This window comes from Desulfonatronum lacustre DSM 10312 (assembly GCF_000519265.1).
In the GTDB taxonomy this organism is placed as follows: Bacteria; Desulfobacterota; Desulfovibrionia; order Desulfovibrionales; family Desulfonatronaceae; genus Desulfonatronum; species Desulfonatronum lacustre.
The window spans coordinates 1731012-1746797 of record NZ_KI912608.1 but is presented as its reverse complement, the minus strand read 5'-3'; the positions used below and the strand labels follow the sequence as shown (position 1 = coordinate 1746797).

Sequence of the window (15786 nt, the reverse complement as noted above, 5' to 3'; positions counted from 1 at the left end):
TCAAGAGTTCGCGGGGCAAAGGTTGGGTTCATAGCGGTTCAAGGACGATTCTGGCAATATCCGGGGCCAGGGAAATGACCTGGAACGGCGGCCTGCTGTGGACGGCCTCGGCCTGTTCCGGGCAGGAATCCGTGATCCAGATCGTCTCAAAACTCTCGTCCTCCAGGCGGTGCCAGCAACAATTGGGGAAGACGCCATGTGTGGCGAAGGCGCTGACTCGGGCCGCTCCTTTTTCCAACAAGAGGTTCTTGCATTCGATCAGTGTTCCGCCGGACATGATCAGGTCGTCCACGATGAGCACGTGCCGATTCACCGGGTCGCCTTCCTTGATCAGGACTCCGCGCCGATCACCCCGGCGGGCTTTGAGACAGACGATCTGTGGAAATTCCGGAAACAGGCGACCGAAGCGTTTCCAGGCACCCTCGTCCGGAAAGGCGATGGACAGGTCGGGCTCGTCGCGAACCCGGTCCTTGAGCAGAGGGATCGCCGTTTCCAGCCTGGGGATTACGCTGTCGGAAAAGTAGAATCGTTCCTGCAGGGCGTGGATATCGTAGATCACGATCTGGGCCGGACCGGACATGGTCAGAGGAATGTCCGAGAGCAGGCGGGCCAGGGTGGCCGCCGTGGCGATCTGGCCTTCCTCCTCCACCCGCTCCATGGTTCCGGTGGGAAAATAGGGCAGGATCAGCTTGAAGGAGCGCACCGCGTAGCGAGGCAGCTCAAAGAGCACGGCCAGTTGGGCGAACATCTCCGCAGGGGTTGTCAGGGTGCTCAGGAAAGCCACGTCGCGGTTGCGCAGCCCGGGCGCGTTCTCGATGCGCAGGTTGGGAAAGCCGTCTCGGAAATAGGACCAGTCGATGCGACCCAGGGTGATCCGATCCGGGTGGGCCGTGTGGATGCGCAGGGCCGTTTCGGTCATTTGCGGGCAGAAGAAAAGATGGATCATGAGGGCTCCCGGTGGAGGGCAAGGACAGGGTCAAGAGGGAGGTCAAGGGAAGCGCGCAGGGCCTTGAGTTCCCGGCCGGTCAAGGGTCGGATCGCGCCGGGAGGGAGGTCGCCCAGACGGATCGGTCCTTGGGAGACGCGTCGCAGGCGGACGATGTGCAGCCGCAGGTCGCGGCACATCCGGCGGATCTGGCGATTAACCCCCTGGCGGAGGGTCATCTCCAGGGTCACGGCGTTGTCCGGCGCTCGGGGTGAGCGGTCCTCGATGACCCGCGCCCGGACCGGCGCGAGTTGGTCCCCCTCGGCCAGGCGCATCCCCTTGAGCATGGTCGCCAGTTTTTCCGGGGTGACCCGGCCACGAACGCGGACATGGTAGACCTTGGGGTGTTCCCAGCGGGGATGGGTCATGCGCAGGGCCAGTTCTCCGTCCGTGGTCAGCAGAAGCAGGCCTTCGGAAAGTAGGTCCAGTCTGCCCACGGAAAAAGGGCGACGACCACGGATGTCCGGCGCAAGCAGATCAAGGACGGTCTTGCGGCCTTGAGGGTCATGGGCCGTGGTGACGACGCCCGGAGGCTTGTGCAGGACCAGATAGAGGTGGTCCGACGGCTGGACTGGACCAAGGCGGATCTCGCGTCCGTGGACCCGGACATGGTCCACGGCTGGATCGACGCGGATTCCCGGCGAGGCGGCCACGGTTCCGTTGACCATGACCGCTCCGGCCAGAATCAGATCGTCCGCGGCCCGGCGGGAACAGAGCCCGGCCCGGGCCAGGGCCTTGTTCAGCCGGATGGCCTGTCCGACCTTCGTGGTGTTCGCCGCCGAATCATGCTCCTCCGAACTGTTCATCTGGAGAGAATAGGTCCGTGATCGCCGAAGGGTCAAGGTGTGGAGGATTTCCTTTTTCCTTCCGATTCCAGTTCTGATTTGACCACATGGTCAGGGGCGTCTATAGGCGTTGGTCGGTATTACGTCGGAGTTTCAGGCCGTCGATACGCGGCGGTTGTATTTTTGTGAACGATTTCGAAGGAAAATCGGCACTCGATTTTCTCTTGCAAAGATTGTACTCTCCATTTTTTATCGATTCAAAGGGGAGGAGGCGTGCGTCGGAAAGTCATTGCCGGAGCGTTGATCCTGTTCGTGCTTGGTTTGTATTTCTTTTCCGGTGATGCACCCGAGGAGCGGCGTACCGTCGGTCCCATCGCCGGCGGAGCGGACACGGACGTGAGCATGAGCGGCGTGGAGATGCGCCTGGGCCAGGAGGGGCGAACCCTGTGGACCCTGCGGGCTCTGTCCGCGTCCTACGACCAAGGCCAACAGATGGTGTTGCTCAACGCCCCGACCATCGTAAAAAGTCTGGATGGTCGGGACATTCCCGTGATCGTCAGCGCCCCCCTGGGGGAGGTGGATCAGGCCACCAGCGATATCCGGCTTTGGTCCGGAGTGCATATGGAATATGGTCCGACGTATCTCAATTCCGACGAGGCTGTTTTCGTTCAGGTGGATGAAACCATTTTTCTGCACGGTGACATCCTCCTGGACCGCCAAGGACTGCAATTGCGCTCGAAGCGGGGCGACGTTGACCTGCACACCTGGGTGGTCAACGCCGAGGGCGGAGTGGAAGTGATCATTGCCAAAGACAGTTTCGGACACGGGTTGTAAATGGAAACTCGGTTTTCATTGACCTGGCTTTTGCGGGTCACGTTTCCGGTCGTTTTTGTGGCGCTGTTCCTGTTTCCGGGTTGGAGTTCTTCGGCGGAAGAGCAGGCCATCCCGACGCGGATCACGTCCGAGCGGCTGCGCTACTCCCATCGCGATCACCAGATCGAGTTCATGGGGGACGTGCGGGTGGACAGGCCGAATTTTCAGCTCCGTTCGGAGCGGCTGGTAGTGCTTTTGCGAACCCTTCCCCGGGAGGCTCGACCCGAGGGCATGGCTCCGGAACAGGACATGGAAGCTCAAGTGGACATTGAACAAATGATCGCTTTTGGCCAGGTCTTTCTGAAGCACGAGGACCGTGTCGGCCACGGCGACATGGCCACCTATTGGGTGGACCAGAGCGTCCTGCGTCTGGAAGGCAACGCCCGGGTGGAAGAAGGCGGGACCCGGTTGGAAGGCAACGTGATCACGCTCAATGTTGAAGAAAGAGAGGTGGATGTGCAGGGACGCACCGATCGTCGAGTGGAAGGAATGTTTCTTTTGCCTCGGGAACAGGGGGCGCGGTGAAGGCCCTTCTCTCCGGCAAGAGTCTGCGCAAAAGCTTCGGCCAGAAAGAGGTGGTCCGGGATATTTCCATCCGGGTCGAGCAGGGGGAGATCGTCGGCCTTTTAGGTCCCAACGGAGCCGGGAAAACCACCACGTTCTACATGCTGGTCGGGGTGATCAAGCCCACCAGCGGGGTGGTGGACCTGGACGGAAAGCGGATCACCACTTGGCCGCTGCATGAGCGGGCCCGGCTGGGGCTGAGCTACCTGCCCCAGGAGAGTTCGGTCTTCAAAAAGCTGACCGTGATGCAGAATTTGCGGATCATCCTGGAGTACACGGACTTCACCCCGGCCATGCAGCGCAGAAAGGCCGAGGCCCTGCTGGAGGAACTGGGCATCTCCAAACTGGCCGACCAGAAGGCCATGTTTCTCTCCGGCGGGGAGCGCCGCCGTCTGGAAATCGCCCGGGCCCTGATCCGGAATCCGAAATTTATGTTGCTGGACGAACCCTTCGCGGGTATCGACCCCCTGGCCGTGGACGACATCCAGGAGATCGTGATGTCCCTCAAGGAGCGGGGGATCGGTGTGTTGATTTCGGATCACAACGTCCGCGAAACGCTGAAGATTTGCGACAGAGCATCCATCGTCTTCGAAGGACGGGCCATTTTTGAAGGGTCTCCGGAAGCCATCGTGGCCGATTCCATCGCTCGGAAAGTTTACCTCGGTGAGGACTTTTGCTTATGATTGATCAACAATCGGGATTGGCGTTCCAACCGGTCAGCCCGGTCATGGAGGCGAAAACGCGACATGGCTCTTGAACTGCGCCAGCAACTGAAGTTGACGCAGCAGTTGGTGATGACCCCCCAACTGCAACAAGCCATCAAGCTGCTTCAGCTTTCCAGGCTGGAGCTGGTGGAAAGCATCCAGCAGGAATTGCTGGAGAATCCCGTATTGGAGATCGCGCCGGAAGGCATCGATGAGACGGTGGAGACCCCGATAAAAGACCCTGCCGAGGATCGGTTCCAGTCCGTCAACGTCGAGGAGCCCCGGCAGCTTCACGATTCGGAGTGGCAGGACTACCTGGGAGAATTTTCCAGCATCAGTCGACAGATCCAGGGCCGGGACTGGGAAGTCCCGGAAGAGGGCATGAGTTTCGAGGCCCGGCTGGCCGGCAAGTCCACGCTGATCGGCCATCTTTCCTGGCAGTTGCGGCTTTCGGCCTTGTCGGAGCGGGAATTGGCCGTCAGCGAGGTGATCCTTGGCAACCTGGATGCCGTGGGGTATCTTTGCGAATCCATTGAGGACATCGCCGCCATGGCCGGCTGCGAGACGGAGGAGGCGGAGCGGATCCTGCGGATCATGCAACGCCTGGACCCCGTGGGGGTCTGCGCTAGGAACCTGCGGGAGTGCCTGCTGGTCCAGATGGACGAACTGGGGCTGGACGACCCGATTCTGGTCTCCCTGGTCAAGGATCATCTGGAGGAGCTGGAAAAACGTCGCTACAAGCCGTTGGCCAAGAAGTTCAAGCTCTCCATGGAGGAAATCAAACACTACCTGGACTGCATCCAGCGCCTGGACCCCATGCCCGGCAAGAGCTTCGGCTCCGATGATCCTCAGTTCACCAGCCCGGACGTTTACATCCTCCAGCACGGCGGCGATTTCATCGTGGTTCTGAACGAGGACGAGATACCGGGTTTGATGGTCAATGAGGCCTACGCCAAGGAGCTGTCCGTTCACGACAAGGGGACCAGGGACTACATTCAGGAAAAGGTCCGATCCGCTCACTGGTTGATGAAAAGCCTGTACCAGCGCCAGCGGACCCTGCACAAGGTCGCCGAAAGCATCGTCCGGTTCCAGATTGATTTTTTTCGCCATGGGGTGACGCATCTGAAGCCGATGATCCTCAAGGATGTGGCCCTGGACATCAACATGCACGAGTCCACGGTCAGCCGGATCACGACCAGCAAATACATGAGCACGCCCCATGGAACGTATGAACTGAAATTTTTCTTCAACAGCGCCCTGGGTATGGACGACGGGTCGGAGGCCGGCTCGGAAAGCGTCAAGGCGGAGATCAAGAAGCTGATTTCCGAAGAGGACCCCAAGCGTCCGCTCAGCGACGAACTGATCTCGCAACTTTTGAAAAAGTCCCTGGGCGTGAACATCGCCCGCCGTACCGTGGCCAAGTACCGCATGGCGTTGAACATCGAGTCGTCTTCCAAGCGCAAGGCCATTTTTTAGCCATCCCGGATGCTCCCAACGGAGCGAACAACCTCAAACCAACCCAGAACCCGTTTTACTTCGGAGGTGTCGCATGGAAATAACTTTTACTTTCAAGAATTTCGAGCCGTCCAATCACCTCAAGGGCTACGCCGGCGAGCGTTTCAATAAAATCAACCGTTACCTGCGTCCTGAAGATCAGGGCGAACTGGCCGTCAACCTTTCCGTGGAAAAGTATCGGCATATGGCCGAGGTGATCCTCACGGGCAAGGACATGCATTTCTCCGCCACCACCGAAAGCGAGGACATGTACTCCACCATCGACCTGGTCCTGGACAAGCTCGAGGCTCAGGTGCGCAAGACCAAAGAGAAGAACAAGGACCATCGTCGCGGTCAGAAGAGCCAGTCCGCGCGGGTGGACGTGATCACCTTTACCCAGGACGAGACCGGCAAGCGGGCCCAGACCATCACGGAAACCGACAATTTCGAGCCCAAGCCCATGTCCGTGGACGAGGCGGCCATGCAATTGGAAGCCCTGGGCAACGATTTCCTGGTTTTCTTCAACGCGGACATCGAGCGCGTCAACGTCATCTACCGCCGGAAAAGCGGCGATTTCGGTCTGATCGACCCGGGTATCTAGTCGATGGTCCTCAAGGATTTCTTGAGCAAGGACTTGCTGCTCCCCGATTTGCAAGCCAGGAACAAGACGGAAGTGCTGGCGGAATTGGTCGCCGTGCTGGCCCAAAACGTGCCGAGTCTGGATGCCGAGGCGGCCTTTCGGGTGCTCAAGGACCGGGAAAGTCTCGGGAGCACGGGCATCGGCGAAGGAGTGGCCATTCCCCACGGCAAGCTGGAGGGGCTGGACAGGATCGTGCTGGTGGTCGGACGCAGTTCCGAAGGCGTGGATTTCGACGCCCTGGACCGCAAACCGTGCCATATTTTTTTCATGGTCCTGGCCCCGGAACAGGTCGCCGGAATGCACCTGCGCATCCTGGCGTCCATCACCCGGCTGCTCAAGGACGAGACCTTTCGGCATGCCTTTCTCACGGCCCAGGACAAGGAGCTTTTCTGGGACGCCCTCAGTTCGGCGTGATGGTATTTTATTCGTCCACACCGTAGGGGCACGGCGCACCGTGCCCCTACCCCAAAAGGCAAACCGCGATGAGCGCAGACCAACCGCGAAAACCGTGCGAACTCTCCCTGGTCATGATCACCGGACAGTCCGGGGCCGGAAAAAGTACGGTCCTGAACGTCTTCGAGGATCTGGGGTACTACTGCGTGGACGGTCTGCCGGCCGGGCTGGCCGGACGGTTGCTGACCCTGTCCGAGGAGATGAAGCTGAACCAGTACGCCGGGGTGGCCCTGGGGCTGGATGTGCGCCAACCGGACTTCGCCCTGCAATGGGAGCAGTTCGTGGAGCGGATGGACCTGGCCGGGATGTGTCCGAAACTGGTCTTTCTGGAGGCCCGGGATGCCGTGCTGATCCGGCGTTACGCCACCACCCGCCGTCCGCATCCCCTGGAAGCCCAGGGCATGGGATTGGACCAAGCCATCTTCCGTGAGCGGATCATGCTGGAGGGGTTGCGCAAGCACGCCGACTTGGTGGTGGATACGTCGGATTTTTCCATCCACGACCTGCGACGGGTGTTTCAGGAGAAATGGCCCCTGGATCAGAAACTCGGCGAAGGGATGCGCATTCACTTGATTTCCTTCGGCTTCAAGTACGGCGTTCCTCTGGAGGCGGATCTGGTCTTTGATCTGCGGTTTCTGCCCAATCCCTACTTCGACCCGGAACTGCGCCCCCTGTCCGGTCTGGACGAGCCCATTGCCCGCTACGTGCTGGGGGACGACCCGGGAAAGGACTTTATCGGTCGGTTCGAGGATTTTTTACGGTATCTGTTGCCGTTGTACGCGGTGGAAGGCCGGTATCGGTTGACCATGGCCCTGGGATGCACCGGAGGGCGGCATCGCTCGGTGGCCGTGTCCCAGGCCGTGTCGGCCGCGCTGACGGCCGTCGGATTTTCCGTTACCATTGAACATCGTCACCTGAATCTGGGATAGCAGCGGATTTCGGTTTTTTGGGGGAACATGCGGTGATTGGAGTCGTATTGGTCACGCATACGGAGTACGGCGCGTACTTGCTCAAGGCCGCGGAGCTGATTCTCGGTCCTCAGCAGGATTGCTACTTCGTCAGCGTGGATGTGACCAAGGAAGTGGAAAAGTCCCTGACAGAGATCAGAAAGAGCGTCAAAAGCGCGGATCACGGTCCCGGGGTGGTCATTCTGACGGATATGTTCGGGGGGACGCCGACCAATTTGAGTCTGTCGCTGCTGAACAAAAGCGAGCATCAGTTGGAAGTGATCACCGGCGTGAACCTGCCCATGCTGCTGCGCGTGCTCGGTTCGCGCAAGCTGTCCCTGGCCGAACTGGCCAAGGAGGCCAAGGCGGCCGGATCCCAGGGAATCGTCGTCGCCGGGGATATTCTGCGCAGCAAGGTGGCCAAGGAGTAGGCCGGAGCGATCATGAACTGGGTGCGCATCGACAATCGTCTGGTCCACGGCCAGGTCATCGAAGCCTGGGTGCCGTATCTGGGGGCTAGGTACATTCTCGTGGTCAACGACGAACTGGCCGCCGACGATCTGCGTCAGGAGATCATCCGCTTGGCCGTGCCCAGCGGCGTGGAGCTCACCTTCGTCGGGGTCGAGCGCATCGCCAAGCATTTGGATGAGCACGGCCGGGTCGTCCACCCACGTGGCGACACGCTGCTGCTGTTCGCCACGTGCGGCGACGTGCAACGGGCTTTGCAGGCCGGGTTTGCGTTGAGCACCGTAAACATCGGCAACCTGCATTATTCCCCGGGCAAACAGCAACTCTGTCCGCATGTGGCTCTGAGCAGCGAAGACATCGGCTGTCTGAAGGCCTTTGCCAAACGGGGCATTCATCTGGATTTTCGCTGTGTTCCCAACGATTCGACGCAGGTGAAGACCTCATGGTGGGGATGAGCATGGACGCGCTGGCCTGGGCGGGCTTGGCGTGTTTTTTTTTGTCCTGTTTTCCCTGGCCCGATTCGGCCTGAATCTCGGATTTCTGGATCGGCCCCTGGTGATCGGTATGCTGTGGGCGGCCGTGACCGGCCAGTGGGAAACGGCCTTGCCCGTGGCGCTGTTTTTCGAACTGCTTTTTCTGGATCTCTTTCCCATCGGGACGTACATTCCCCCGCATGGCCCCTTTGCCCTGCTGACATCCTTAGCCTTGATGAACGTCTTCGATCTCGTCCAGGCTCCGGTGATCTTCATGGTCATGTTGTTGTGCGCGCCCACGGCCCTTTTGGGCAGCCGTCTCGAATTGTTGCAGCGCCGGAGGCAAAACGCCGTGTATACGCAAATGCTTCAGTCCACGCGGGGTGGCGCGGATGCAACCACCTCCCCGATGAATCCAGCGGGAATGGCCCTGCTCCAATCCGTCGCGGTGAATCTGACGGCGTTTATCGTGGTCATGGCCCTGCTCGTGCCGCTCACCGACGTGTTCTTGCAGCAATTCCGCGGGCGTGTCCTGATGCTGCCCATTACCTGGCCGATGGTCTGGATGATCGGAACCGTCGGGGTTCTGCTTTCCCTGCGCTCGCGCAGGGTCTACGCCCTGCTGCTGGGGGCGGTGGCCCTGGCCGGAGGGTATTACTGGTTCAGCCATTTCGCGTGACGGACATGGTCGGGATATCACGGGCATGCGTTGCTTCGTGGGCCGCTAACACCCGGATCAGTTCTGAATTTCCAATTGTTCAAGGAGGATAGTTCGTGATTTTCGACATCGAGAAAGAGACCGCGCCCCGGGAGGATCTGGAGCCGTTGCAGTTGTCCCGGCTCCGGAACCTGGTGGAACGGGTCAACGCCAACGTGCCGTTTTATCGGCGTAAGTTCGAAGAAACCGGCATACGTCCCGAACAGATCAAGAGCCTCAACGATTTGAAGTACCTGCCGTTTACGGAGAAACAGGACTTGCGCAACAACTATCCCTTCGGTCTGTTTGCCGTGCCCAAGGAAAACGTCGTGCGCATCCATGCCTCGTCCGGTACCACCGGCAAAGCCACGGTGGTGGGGTATACGCACCGCGACGTCCGGAATTGGGCCTCCCTGATGGCCAGGGCCTTCATGGCAGCCGGGGTCAACCGAGGCGACGTCGTGCATAATGCCTACGGATACGGCTTGTTCACCGGCGGGCTGGGCGTGCATTACGGCGCGGAGGAGCTGGGGGCGACCATCGTGCCCATTTCCGGCGGAGGCACCAGGCGTCAGGTGATGCTGCTTCGGGACTTCGGCCCCACGGTGCTGTGCAGTACCCCGTCCTACAGCCTGTTCCTGTTCGAAGCAGCCCAGGAAGCCGGGATCCCGTTCAGTGAGCTGCCCATCCGCGTCGGCATCTTCGGAGCGGAACCCTGGTCCGAGGAGATGCGCCACGACATCGAATCCAAGCTGGGTCTGATCGCCCTGGACATTTACGGACTCTCCGAGATCATGGGACCGGGGGTGGCCATGGAGTGCGCCGTGGCCCAAAAAGGCCTGCACATTTTCGAGGACCATTTCCTACCGGAAATCATCGACCCGATCACCGGCGAGCAGTTACCGCCCGGCGAGACCGGCGAGTTGGTCCTGACCACCCTGACCAAGGAGGCCCAGCCTCTGATCCGTTACCGGACCCGGGACATCACCTCCCTCAACTACGTTCCCTGCCGCTGCGGCCGGACCCATGTCCGGATGAGCCGGATCAAAGGGCGTAGCGACGACATGTTGATCATTCGCGGGGTGAACGTCTTTCCGTCGCAGATCGAAGCCCTGCTGCTGGAAACCGAGGGCCTGACCCCGCACTATCAGTTGATCCTGGACCGCCAGGGCGCCATGGACACCCTGGAGGTGCGGGTGGAGGTGGATGAAAAGCTTTTCTCCGATGAGGTGCGCCATCTGCAGCGCCTGGAGGGCAAGATCCAGGGGAACATCAAGGAGTTTCTCGGTGTGACGGCCAAGGTCAAACTGGTGGAGCCGCGCAGCCTGGCTCGTTCCGAAGGCAAGGCCAAACGGATCATCGACCAGCGGCCCAAGGTCTGAGAGCGCATCACGGTTTCCCAATCCGTCATAGAACCTGAATCCCTTACAGGGAGGGCAGAACAATGAAAGTGGAACAGATTTCGATTTTTTTGGAGAACCGGGCCGGGCGACTGACGGACGTGACCAGGGTCTTGTCCCAGGGCGGGATCAACATCCGGGCGTTGTCCTTGGCCGATACGTCGGACTTCGGGATTTTACGGTTAATCGTCACGGACCATGAACGGGCCAAGCAGTTGCTCAAGGAAAACGGTTTCACCGTTGGCCGGACCTCCGTGGTGGCCGTGGAAGTGGACGACAGGCCCGGGGGACTGCATTTCATTCTGGAACTGCTCAGCAATAACCAGATCAACGTGGAATACATGTACGCCTTTGTTCAGCAGACCGGAAAAGACGCGGTTATGATCTTCCGGTTCGACCGGACGGATCAGGCCGTTGAGATATTACAAGCCAACAAGATTCGGATCATCCCCGGGGACGAACTCTACAATCTGTAGGCCGCGGAACATGACGACCGTAACGTGTTGCTGTTCAACTTGGCATTGGAGGCAGGATCGATATCGACCCCGAGCCTGTCCTGGCTGGTCGAGTCATGTTGAGCGCAAATAGAAAAATAGGGGGCAGAGATGAACAGATTGGGTTTGACGTGCCTGATGATTTTGTTGGCGGCGTTTTTGGCGCTGATGCTCACCGCGACCGCCGCCATGGCGCAGCGTCCGGTATCCTTGCGCTTGGCGCACTTTTTCCCGGCGACCCACCCGGCTGAGACGGAACTGGTCCAAGGCTGGGCCAAGGCTCTGGCCGAGGCGTCCGACGGGCGAATCGACGTGGTCAGCTATCCGGGCCAGACTCTGCTCGCGGCTCCCGAGATTTATGACGGCGTGGTCACGGGGATCGCGGATATCGGCCTGTCCGTTTTTGCCTATACCAGGGGTCGTTTTCCATTGCTGGAAGTGTTCGAACTGCCCGGCGTGACCTACAAGAATTCCAAGGTCGCCAGCCAAGTGGCCTGGGACGCGATCAAGACCTTGAACCCGGCGGAGGTCCAGGACACCAAGCTGCTGATGGTCCTGGCCACCGGACCCGGTGATCTGTTCACCAAATCGCCCGTGCGCACCCTGGAAGACTTGCAAGGCTTGGAAATTCGGGCCACCGGGCTGAGCGCCAAGACTCTGGCCGCATTGGGCGCCATCCCCGTGGCCATGCCTCAGTCCGAGGCCTACGAGGCCCTGTCGCGCGGGCTGGTCAAGGGCAATCTTTCGCCCTTGGAGGTTTTGCAGGGTTGGCGGCACGCCGAGGTCACCGACTATCTGACCATGACCCCGTTTCTTTACAATACCTTGTTCTTCGTGACCATGAACCAACGCGCGTGGGATCGGCTTCCAGAGGACCTGCAAGCGGTGATCACCGAGATTTCCGAACAGTTCTTCCTGGACGTGGCTAAGGGGTTGTGGGATGCGCAGAACGAAGCGGCCCTGACCTATGCCGTGGAAACCACGGGCCAACAGGTGATCCACCTTACCGATGAGGAAACGGCCCGCTGGACCGAACTGGTCCTGCCGATCCAGGCCGAGTTTCTCCGGGATATGGCTGGTCGTGGGCTGCCCGGGCAAGAGGCCCTGGACTTGGTGATCGAATTGTCCGAGAAGTACAACGCCCGGTATTGACCATACGGGACTTTTTTGCCGTGCCGGAACGTTCTCGGCGCGGATATATGTTTTTTCTTGAACACGGCGCGCGTTCATTCGCTGGCTTGCAAAGCGTCTGAACGCGCGACTGTGTTTCTTCTCAACAGCTTTCCACTTATCCTCAATGCCGTCACGTTCGAAACGTTATCTTCAACTCGCCGAAAAATACGTCTGGGCCGCCAGCAAGGTCTTTGACGCCGTGGCCGGAATCAGTCTTCTGGCTGTGATGTTTCTGGTGGTCCTGAACATTATCCTGCGGGCGTTCTTCAAGAATCCGATTCTTGGAACATATGAATTCGTGGGGTTTCTGACCTCCCTGGCCGTGGGTCTGGCCCTGGCCCATTGCGCACTGAAGAACGGGCATATCGCCGTGGGCTTTCTGGTGGCTAAGCTTCCCGAGCGGATCAGGGCCTGCATCGACGGCCTGACCAACATCACGGCCGCGGTGTTTTTCGTGTTCTGCTCCTGGCACATGCTGGATTATGCCCAGAGCTTCGCGGCCAGCGGAGAGGTGGGATTGACCACGAAAATTCCTTTTTATCCGTTTGTTTACGGACTTGCCGCTGCCCTTGGGCTGCTTTGCCTGATCCTGATCCTGCGCGCCGTGGAAATGGTGGGCATGGCGGTGCGCCGATGAGCCCGACACTGGTCGGCCTGGCCGGCATCGGCCTGTTTTTCGTGCTTCTGATCCTGCGGATGCCCATTGCCTATGCCATGTCCCTGACCGGATTTCTGGGATTCAGTTGGCTGGTTTCTCCGGATGCGGCGTTCCGGGTCGTTTCCAAGGATTTGTACGCAACGTTTTCCTCCTATTCCCTGAGCGTGATCCCCATGTTTATCTTCATGGGATTTTTGGCGTTCTACTCCGGGATCGGGGCCAGGCTGTTCACCTTCGCTTATCGGACCATGGGCCACTATCCCGGAGGGTTGGCCATCGCCACCCAGGCAACCTGCGCGTTGTTCGGCGCGGTTTGCGGGTCGAACACGGCCACGGCCGCGACCATCGGGGCCATCGCCATCCCGGAGATGAAGAAATATCGGTACGCGGACACCCTTTCCACGGCCAGCGTGGCCGCCGGAGGGGCGTTGGGAGTCCTGTTTCCGCCCAGCGTGATCTTCATCGTCTACGGCATGGCCACGGAGCAATCCATCGGCAAGCTGTTCATGGCCGGGATCATCCCTGGATTTTTGTTGATGTTTCTCTACATGGCCACCATTTTCCTCATGGCTCGGCGCAATCCCCGGCTCGGTCCTCCCGGACCGGTGTTCAGCTGGAAGGATCGCTTCGCGGCGTTGAAGGGCGGAATCTGGGAAGTATTCGTTATCTTTTCCTTGTCCCTGGGCGGTCTCTTCGCCGGATGGTTCACCCCCACCGAGGCCGGAGCCGTGGGGGCGGCCGGTGTGTTTTTTCTGACCCTGGTCCAGGGCAAGTTGCGCTGGGAAGGATTGAAGCGCGCCCTGGCCGACTCCACCCGGACCACGGCCATGATCATGCTTCTGGTGGCCGGGGCGGTGATTTTCGGGCGGTTCATGGCCGTGAGCCGCGTTCCCTTCGAGCTGGCGTCCTGGGCCGGGCAGTTGGATTTGCCGGCCTACGTGGTCATGGCCCTGATCCTGTTGATCTACCTTGTTCTGGGATTCTTCATCGACGCCCTGGCCTTGGTCTTGTTGACCATTCCCATCTTTTACCCCGTGGTAGTCAATGTCTTGGGATATGATCCGATCTGGTTCGGGGTGATCATGGTTTTGGTCGTGGCCATGGGGGTGATCACGCCCCCTGTGGGCATGAACGTCTATATCGTCAAGGGAATCGCCGCAGACGTCCCGCTGGAAACCATCTTTAAGGGGATCTGGCCGTTTTTGGCCGCGTTGATCGTCTGCATCGCCATTCTGCTGGCCTTTCCCGCTCTGACCACGTTTTTGCCCGGTCTGATCTAGGTCGGAAATGCTGTCGCGGCGAGATACGTTCCGTGCCGTGAAAATGGGTGGTTTGCATGCCTGATCCCACCGGTTCGCCCGGGAAAAGAGTGGTTGGACGCGTTGTCTTTGGGCATGGTTCAGTGTTACGAAAAGACGCGTTTCGTATACCCAAGCCCATTATTTTACTGAGGTTCACCGATGAAAAGCTGTCTGATCATGCTGTTTGTCGCCGTCGTCCTGGTAATCGTCGTTGCCTTCCCCCCGAGCACTGCCACGGCGGAAACCGTGTACGTGTCCGATGTCCGGGAGATTTCCAAACGAGCCGGACCATCCACTGAACATCGGATTCTTCAGATGCTCCCCGCCGGGGCGAAAATGGAAGCTTTGACCGAACAGTCGGGATGGTTGCGGGTCCGCGGTCCGAACGGCATTGAAGGATGGGTGCTGAAACGCTTCACCAGCGCGGAACTTCCGGTATCGTTGAAATATCAGGAGCTTCGCGAGGAATATGATGAACTTTATGCAGCATCCAGCGGGGCTCTGGGACGGATCGCCGAACTGGAAGAGGTTAACCGGAACCTCTTGGAAACCTTATCCGAAACCTCCAACAAGCTTCTGGATCTGGACCGTGAATATGCAGCTCTCCAGTTGGATGCGTCCAATGTTCTCGATTTGCGGCAACGTTACGATCAGACAGTGGCTGACTTGGCCGATATTCAGGTCGAGGTCGAGACCTTGCGCCAAGAAAACAGCAAGTTGAAGTCCTGGGACCGTTTTTACTGGTTTCTCGCCGGCGGAGCGGTCTTCTTGGTGGCTTGGCTGGCCGGAGTGATCACCGGGCGTTTGCAGGGCAAGCGGCGGAATACCCTGCAATATACCTGATCGCGAAGCAATTTGAACAACACAAGGCCTGAACGCCGTACGCGAGCACGGTTAATGGGCCGCAACACAGCGAGGAGCACCATGCTCAGCAATGATGAAATGGCTGATCGGGTCATGGATCGGATTGCCGCGCGTATTTCCGAAGAATTACGCGGAACCATGGTCCAGGCTCTGGAAAGAGAATTGCAGAAGAACATCAGCCGATCTCTGATGCAAGGTGAGTTCTACCGGACCCTGAACGCGGAATTGCAAGACGGGTTGAAGCAAATCTACAAGGAAATCGCCGAAGCCAAGAAATACGATGGACAGGCTCCGATCGTGGACGGGCAGACCTCCGCCCTGATCTCCGAAGCCTCGGATCAACTCGACGAGATTCTCAAGGCCACGGAGCAGGCCGCGGTCCAGGTCATGGACATTGTGGAAGATCAGATGGAGTTGCAGGCCGAGATGACCGCGATCCTGGAGCGATTCCGCAGCGGCGGGGCCAGGGCCGCGGACGTGAACGCCCTGATCGCCACCAACCAGCGCCTGAGCGAGGACTTCATGCGGATCATGACCGCTCTGTCCTTCCAGGATCTGACCGGCCAGCGGATCAAGAAGATCATTACCGCCATCAAGCAGGTGGAACGGATCACCACGGAACTGTTCGTGGCCACGGGGTTGAAAATCAAAGGAATTGACGAGGAGCCGGAAAAGGACTTCCAGACCCTGAACACCGAAGCCAAACAAAAAGCCTCGGACCTCAAAGGCCCGCAAACCACGACCAACCAGAACGACGTAGACGATCTGCTGGCCCAGCTTGGGCTGGATTAGATCAAAGCTCGGACTCTCTTG

19 protein-coding genes are annotated in these 15786 nt (G+C 59.4%); 17 read left to right on the top strand and 2 right to left on the bottom strand.

What is annotated here, in order from left to right; translation table 11 throughout:
- Positions 1 to 28: 28 nt before the first annotated feature.
- Both DESLA_RS0108230 and DESLA_RS19475 read right to left on the bottom strand, forming a co-directional pair.
- The gene (locus DESLA_RS0108230; protein ID WP_028572083.1) at positions 29 to 946 is read right to left on the bottom strand and encodes a phosphoribosyltransferase family protein; all 918 of its coding nucleotides are present in this window, start codon (positions 944 to 946) and stop codon (positions 29 to 31) included.
- Positions 943 to 1791: a pseudouridine synthase gene (locus DESLA_RS19475; protein WP_084031966.1), complete on the bottom strand. Its 849-nt coding sequence runs from the start codon at positions 1789 to 1791 to the stop codon at positions 943 to 945. Before DESLA_RS19475 ends, DESLA_RS0108230 begins: the two co-directional genes overlap by 4 nt.
- A gap of 252 nt (positions 1792 to 2043) precedes the next feature.
- On the opposite strand from DESLA_RS19475, the gene DESLA_RS0108220 reads away from it, so the two are divergent.
- The 17 genes from DESLA_RS0108220 (at position 2044) to DESLA_RS0108140 (ending at position 15765) form a co-directional block, all read left to right on the top strand.
- The gene (locus DESLA_RS0108220; RefSeq protein WP_028572082.1) at positions 2044 to 2604 is read left to right on the top strand and encodes an LptA/OstA family protein; all 561 of its coding nucleotides are present in this window, start codon (positions 2044 to 2046) and stop codon (positions 2602 to 2604) included.
- Positions 2605 to 3168 (top strand): LptA/OstA family protein, encoded by a 564-nt coding sequence (locus DESLA_RS0108215; RefSeq protein WP_028572081.1) that lies wholly within the window; start codon positions 2605 to 2607, stop codon positions 3166 to 3168.
- A complete protein-coding gene (gene lptB / locus DESLA_RS0108210; protein WP_028572080.1) occupies positions 3165 to 3890 on the top strand; it encodes an LPS export ABC transporter ATP-binding protein in 726 nt (241 codons plus the stop codon). Before DESLA_RS0108215 ends, lptB begins: the two co-directional genes overlap by 4 nt.
- A gap of 63 nt (positions 3891 to 3953) precedes the next feature.
- On the top strand, positions 3954 to 5387 hold the full coding sequence (gene rpoN, locus DESLA_RS0108205; RefSeq protein ID WP_028572079.1) for an RNA polymerase factor sigma-54: 1434 nt from the start codon (positions 3954 to 3956) through the stop codon (positions 5385 to 5387).
- 73 nt (positions 5388 to 5460) lie between these two features.
- On the top strand, positions 5461 to 6006 hold the full coding sequence (gene hpf / locus DESLA_RS0108200) for a ribosome hibernation-promoting factor, HPF/YfiA family (RefSeq protein WP_028572078.1): 546 nt from the start codon (positions 5461 to 5463) through the stop codon (positions 6004 to 6006).
- Between the two features lie 3 nt (positions 6007 to 6009).
- A complete protein-coding gene (locus tag DESLA_RS0108195; RefSeq protein ID WP_028572077.1) occupies positions 6010 to 6459 on the top strand; it encodes a PTS sugar transporter subunit IIA in 450 nt (149 codons plus the stop codon).
- 68 nt (positions 6460 to 6527) lie between these two features.
- Positions 6528 to 7427, top strand: coding sequence for an RNase adapter RapZ (rapZ, locus tag DESLA_RS0108190; RefSeq protein ID WP_035261562.1), 900 nt, complete (start codon positions 6528 to 6530; stop codon positions 7425 to 7427).
- Positions 7428 to 7474: 47 nt separating this feature from the next.
- Positions 7475 to 7876: a PTS sugar transporter subunit IIA gene (locus DESLA_RS0108185; RefSeq protein ID WP_337833217.1), complete on the top strand. Its 402-nt coding sequence runs from the start codon at positions 7475 to 7477 to the stop codon at positions 7874 to 7876.
- A 12-nt stretch (positions 7877 to 7888) separates the two neighbouring features.
- Entirely contained in the window at positions 7889 to 8368 is a 480-nt protein-coding gene (locus DESLA_RS0108180; protein WP_028572074.1) for a PTS sugar transporter subunit IIB, read from the top strand.
- 31 nt (positions 8369 to 8399) lie between these two features.
- A complete protein-coding gene (locus DESLA_RS21635) occupies positions 8400 to 9065 on the top strand; it encodes a hypothetical protein (RefSeq protein WP_051434506.1) in 666 nt (221 codons plus the stop codon).
- A 95-nt stretch (positions 9066 to 9160) separates the two neighbouring features.
- Positions 9161 to 10465: a phenylacetate--CoA ligase family protein gene (locus tag DESLA_RS0108170; protein ID WP_028572073.1), complete on the top strand. Its 1305-nt coding sequence runs from the start codon at positions 9161 to 9163 to the stop codon at positions 10463 to 10465.
- A gap of 62 nt (positions 10466 to 10527) precedes the next feature.
- Positions 10528 to 10959: an ACT domain-containing protein gene (locus DESLA_RS0108165; protein WP_028572072.1), complete on the top strand. Its 432-nt coding sequence runs from the start codon at positions 10528 to 10530 to the stop codon at positions 10957 to 10959.
- A 129-nt stretch (positions 10960 to 11088) separates the two neighbouring features.
- Complete coding sequence (locus tag DESLA_RS19465; protein ID WP_084031965.1) at positions 11089 to 12129, top strand: TRAP transporter substrate-binding protein; 1041 nt, start codon at positions 11089 to 11091, stop codon at positions 12127 to 12129.
- Between the two features lie 145 nt (positions 12130 to 12274).
- Entirely contained in the window at positions 12275 to 12787 is a 513-nt protein-coding gene (locus tag DESLA_RS19460) for a TRAP transporter small permease (RefSeq protein ID WP_035261560.1), read from the top strand.
- A complete protein-coding gene (locus DESLA_RS0108150) occupies positions 12784 to 14088 on the top strand; it encodes a TRAP transporter large permease (protein WP_028572071.1) in 1305 nt (434 codons plus the stop codon). The genes DESLA_RS19460 and DESLA_RS0108150 overlap by 4 nt, the downstream gene beginning before the upstream one ends.
- Before the next feature lie 180 nt (positions 14089 to 14268).
- A complete protein-coding gene (locus tag DESLA_RS21630; protein ID WP_028572070.1) occupies positions 14269 to 14952 on the top strand; it encodes a TIGR04211 family SH3 domain-containing protein in 684 nt (227 codons plus the stop codon).
- An 81-nt stretch (positions 14953 to 15033) separates the two neighbouring features.
- Entirely contained in the window at positions 15034 to 15765 is a 732-nt protein-coding gene (locus DESLA_RS0108140; RefSeq protein WP_028572069.1) for a protein phosphatase CheZ, read from the top strand.
- Positions 15766 to 15786: the final 21 nt, after the last annotated feature.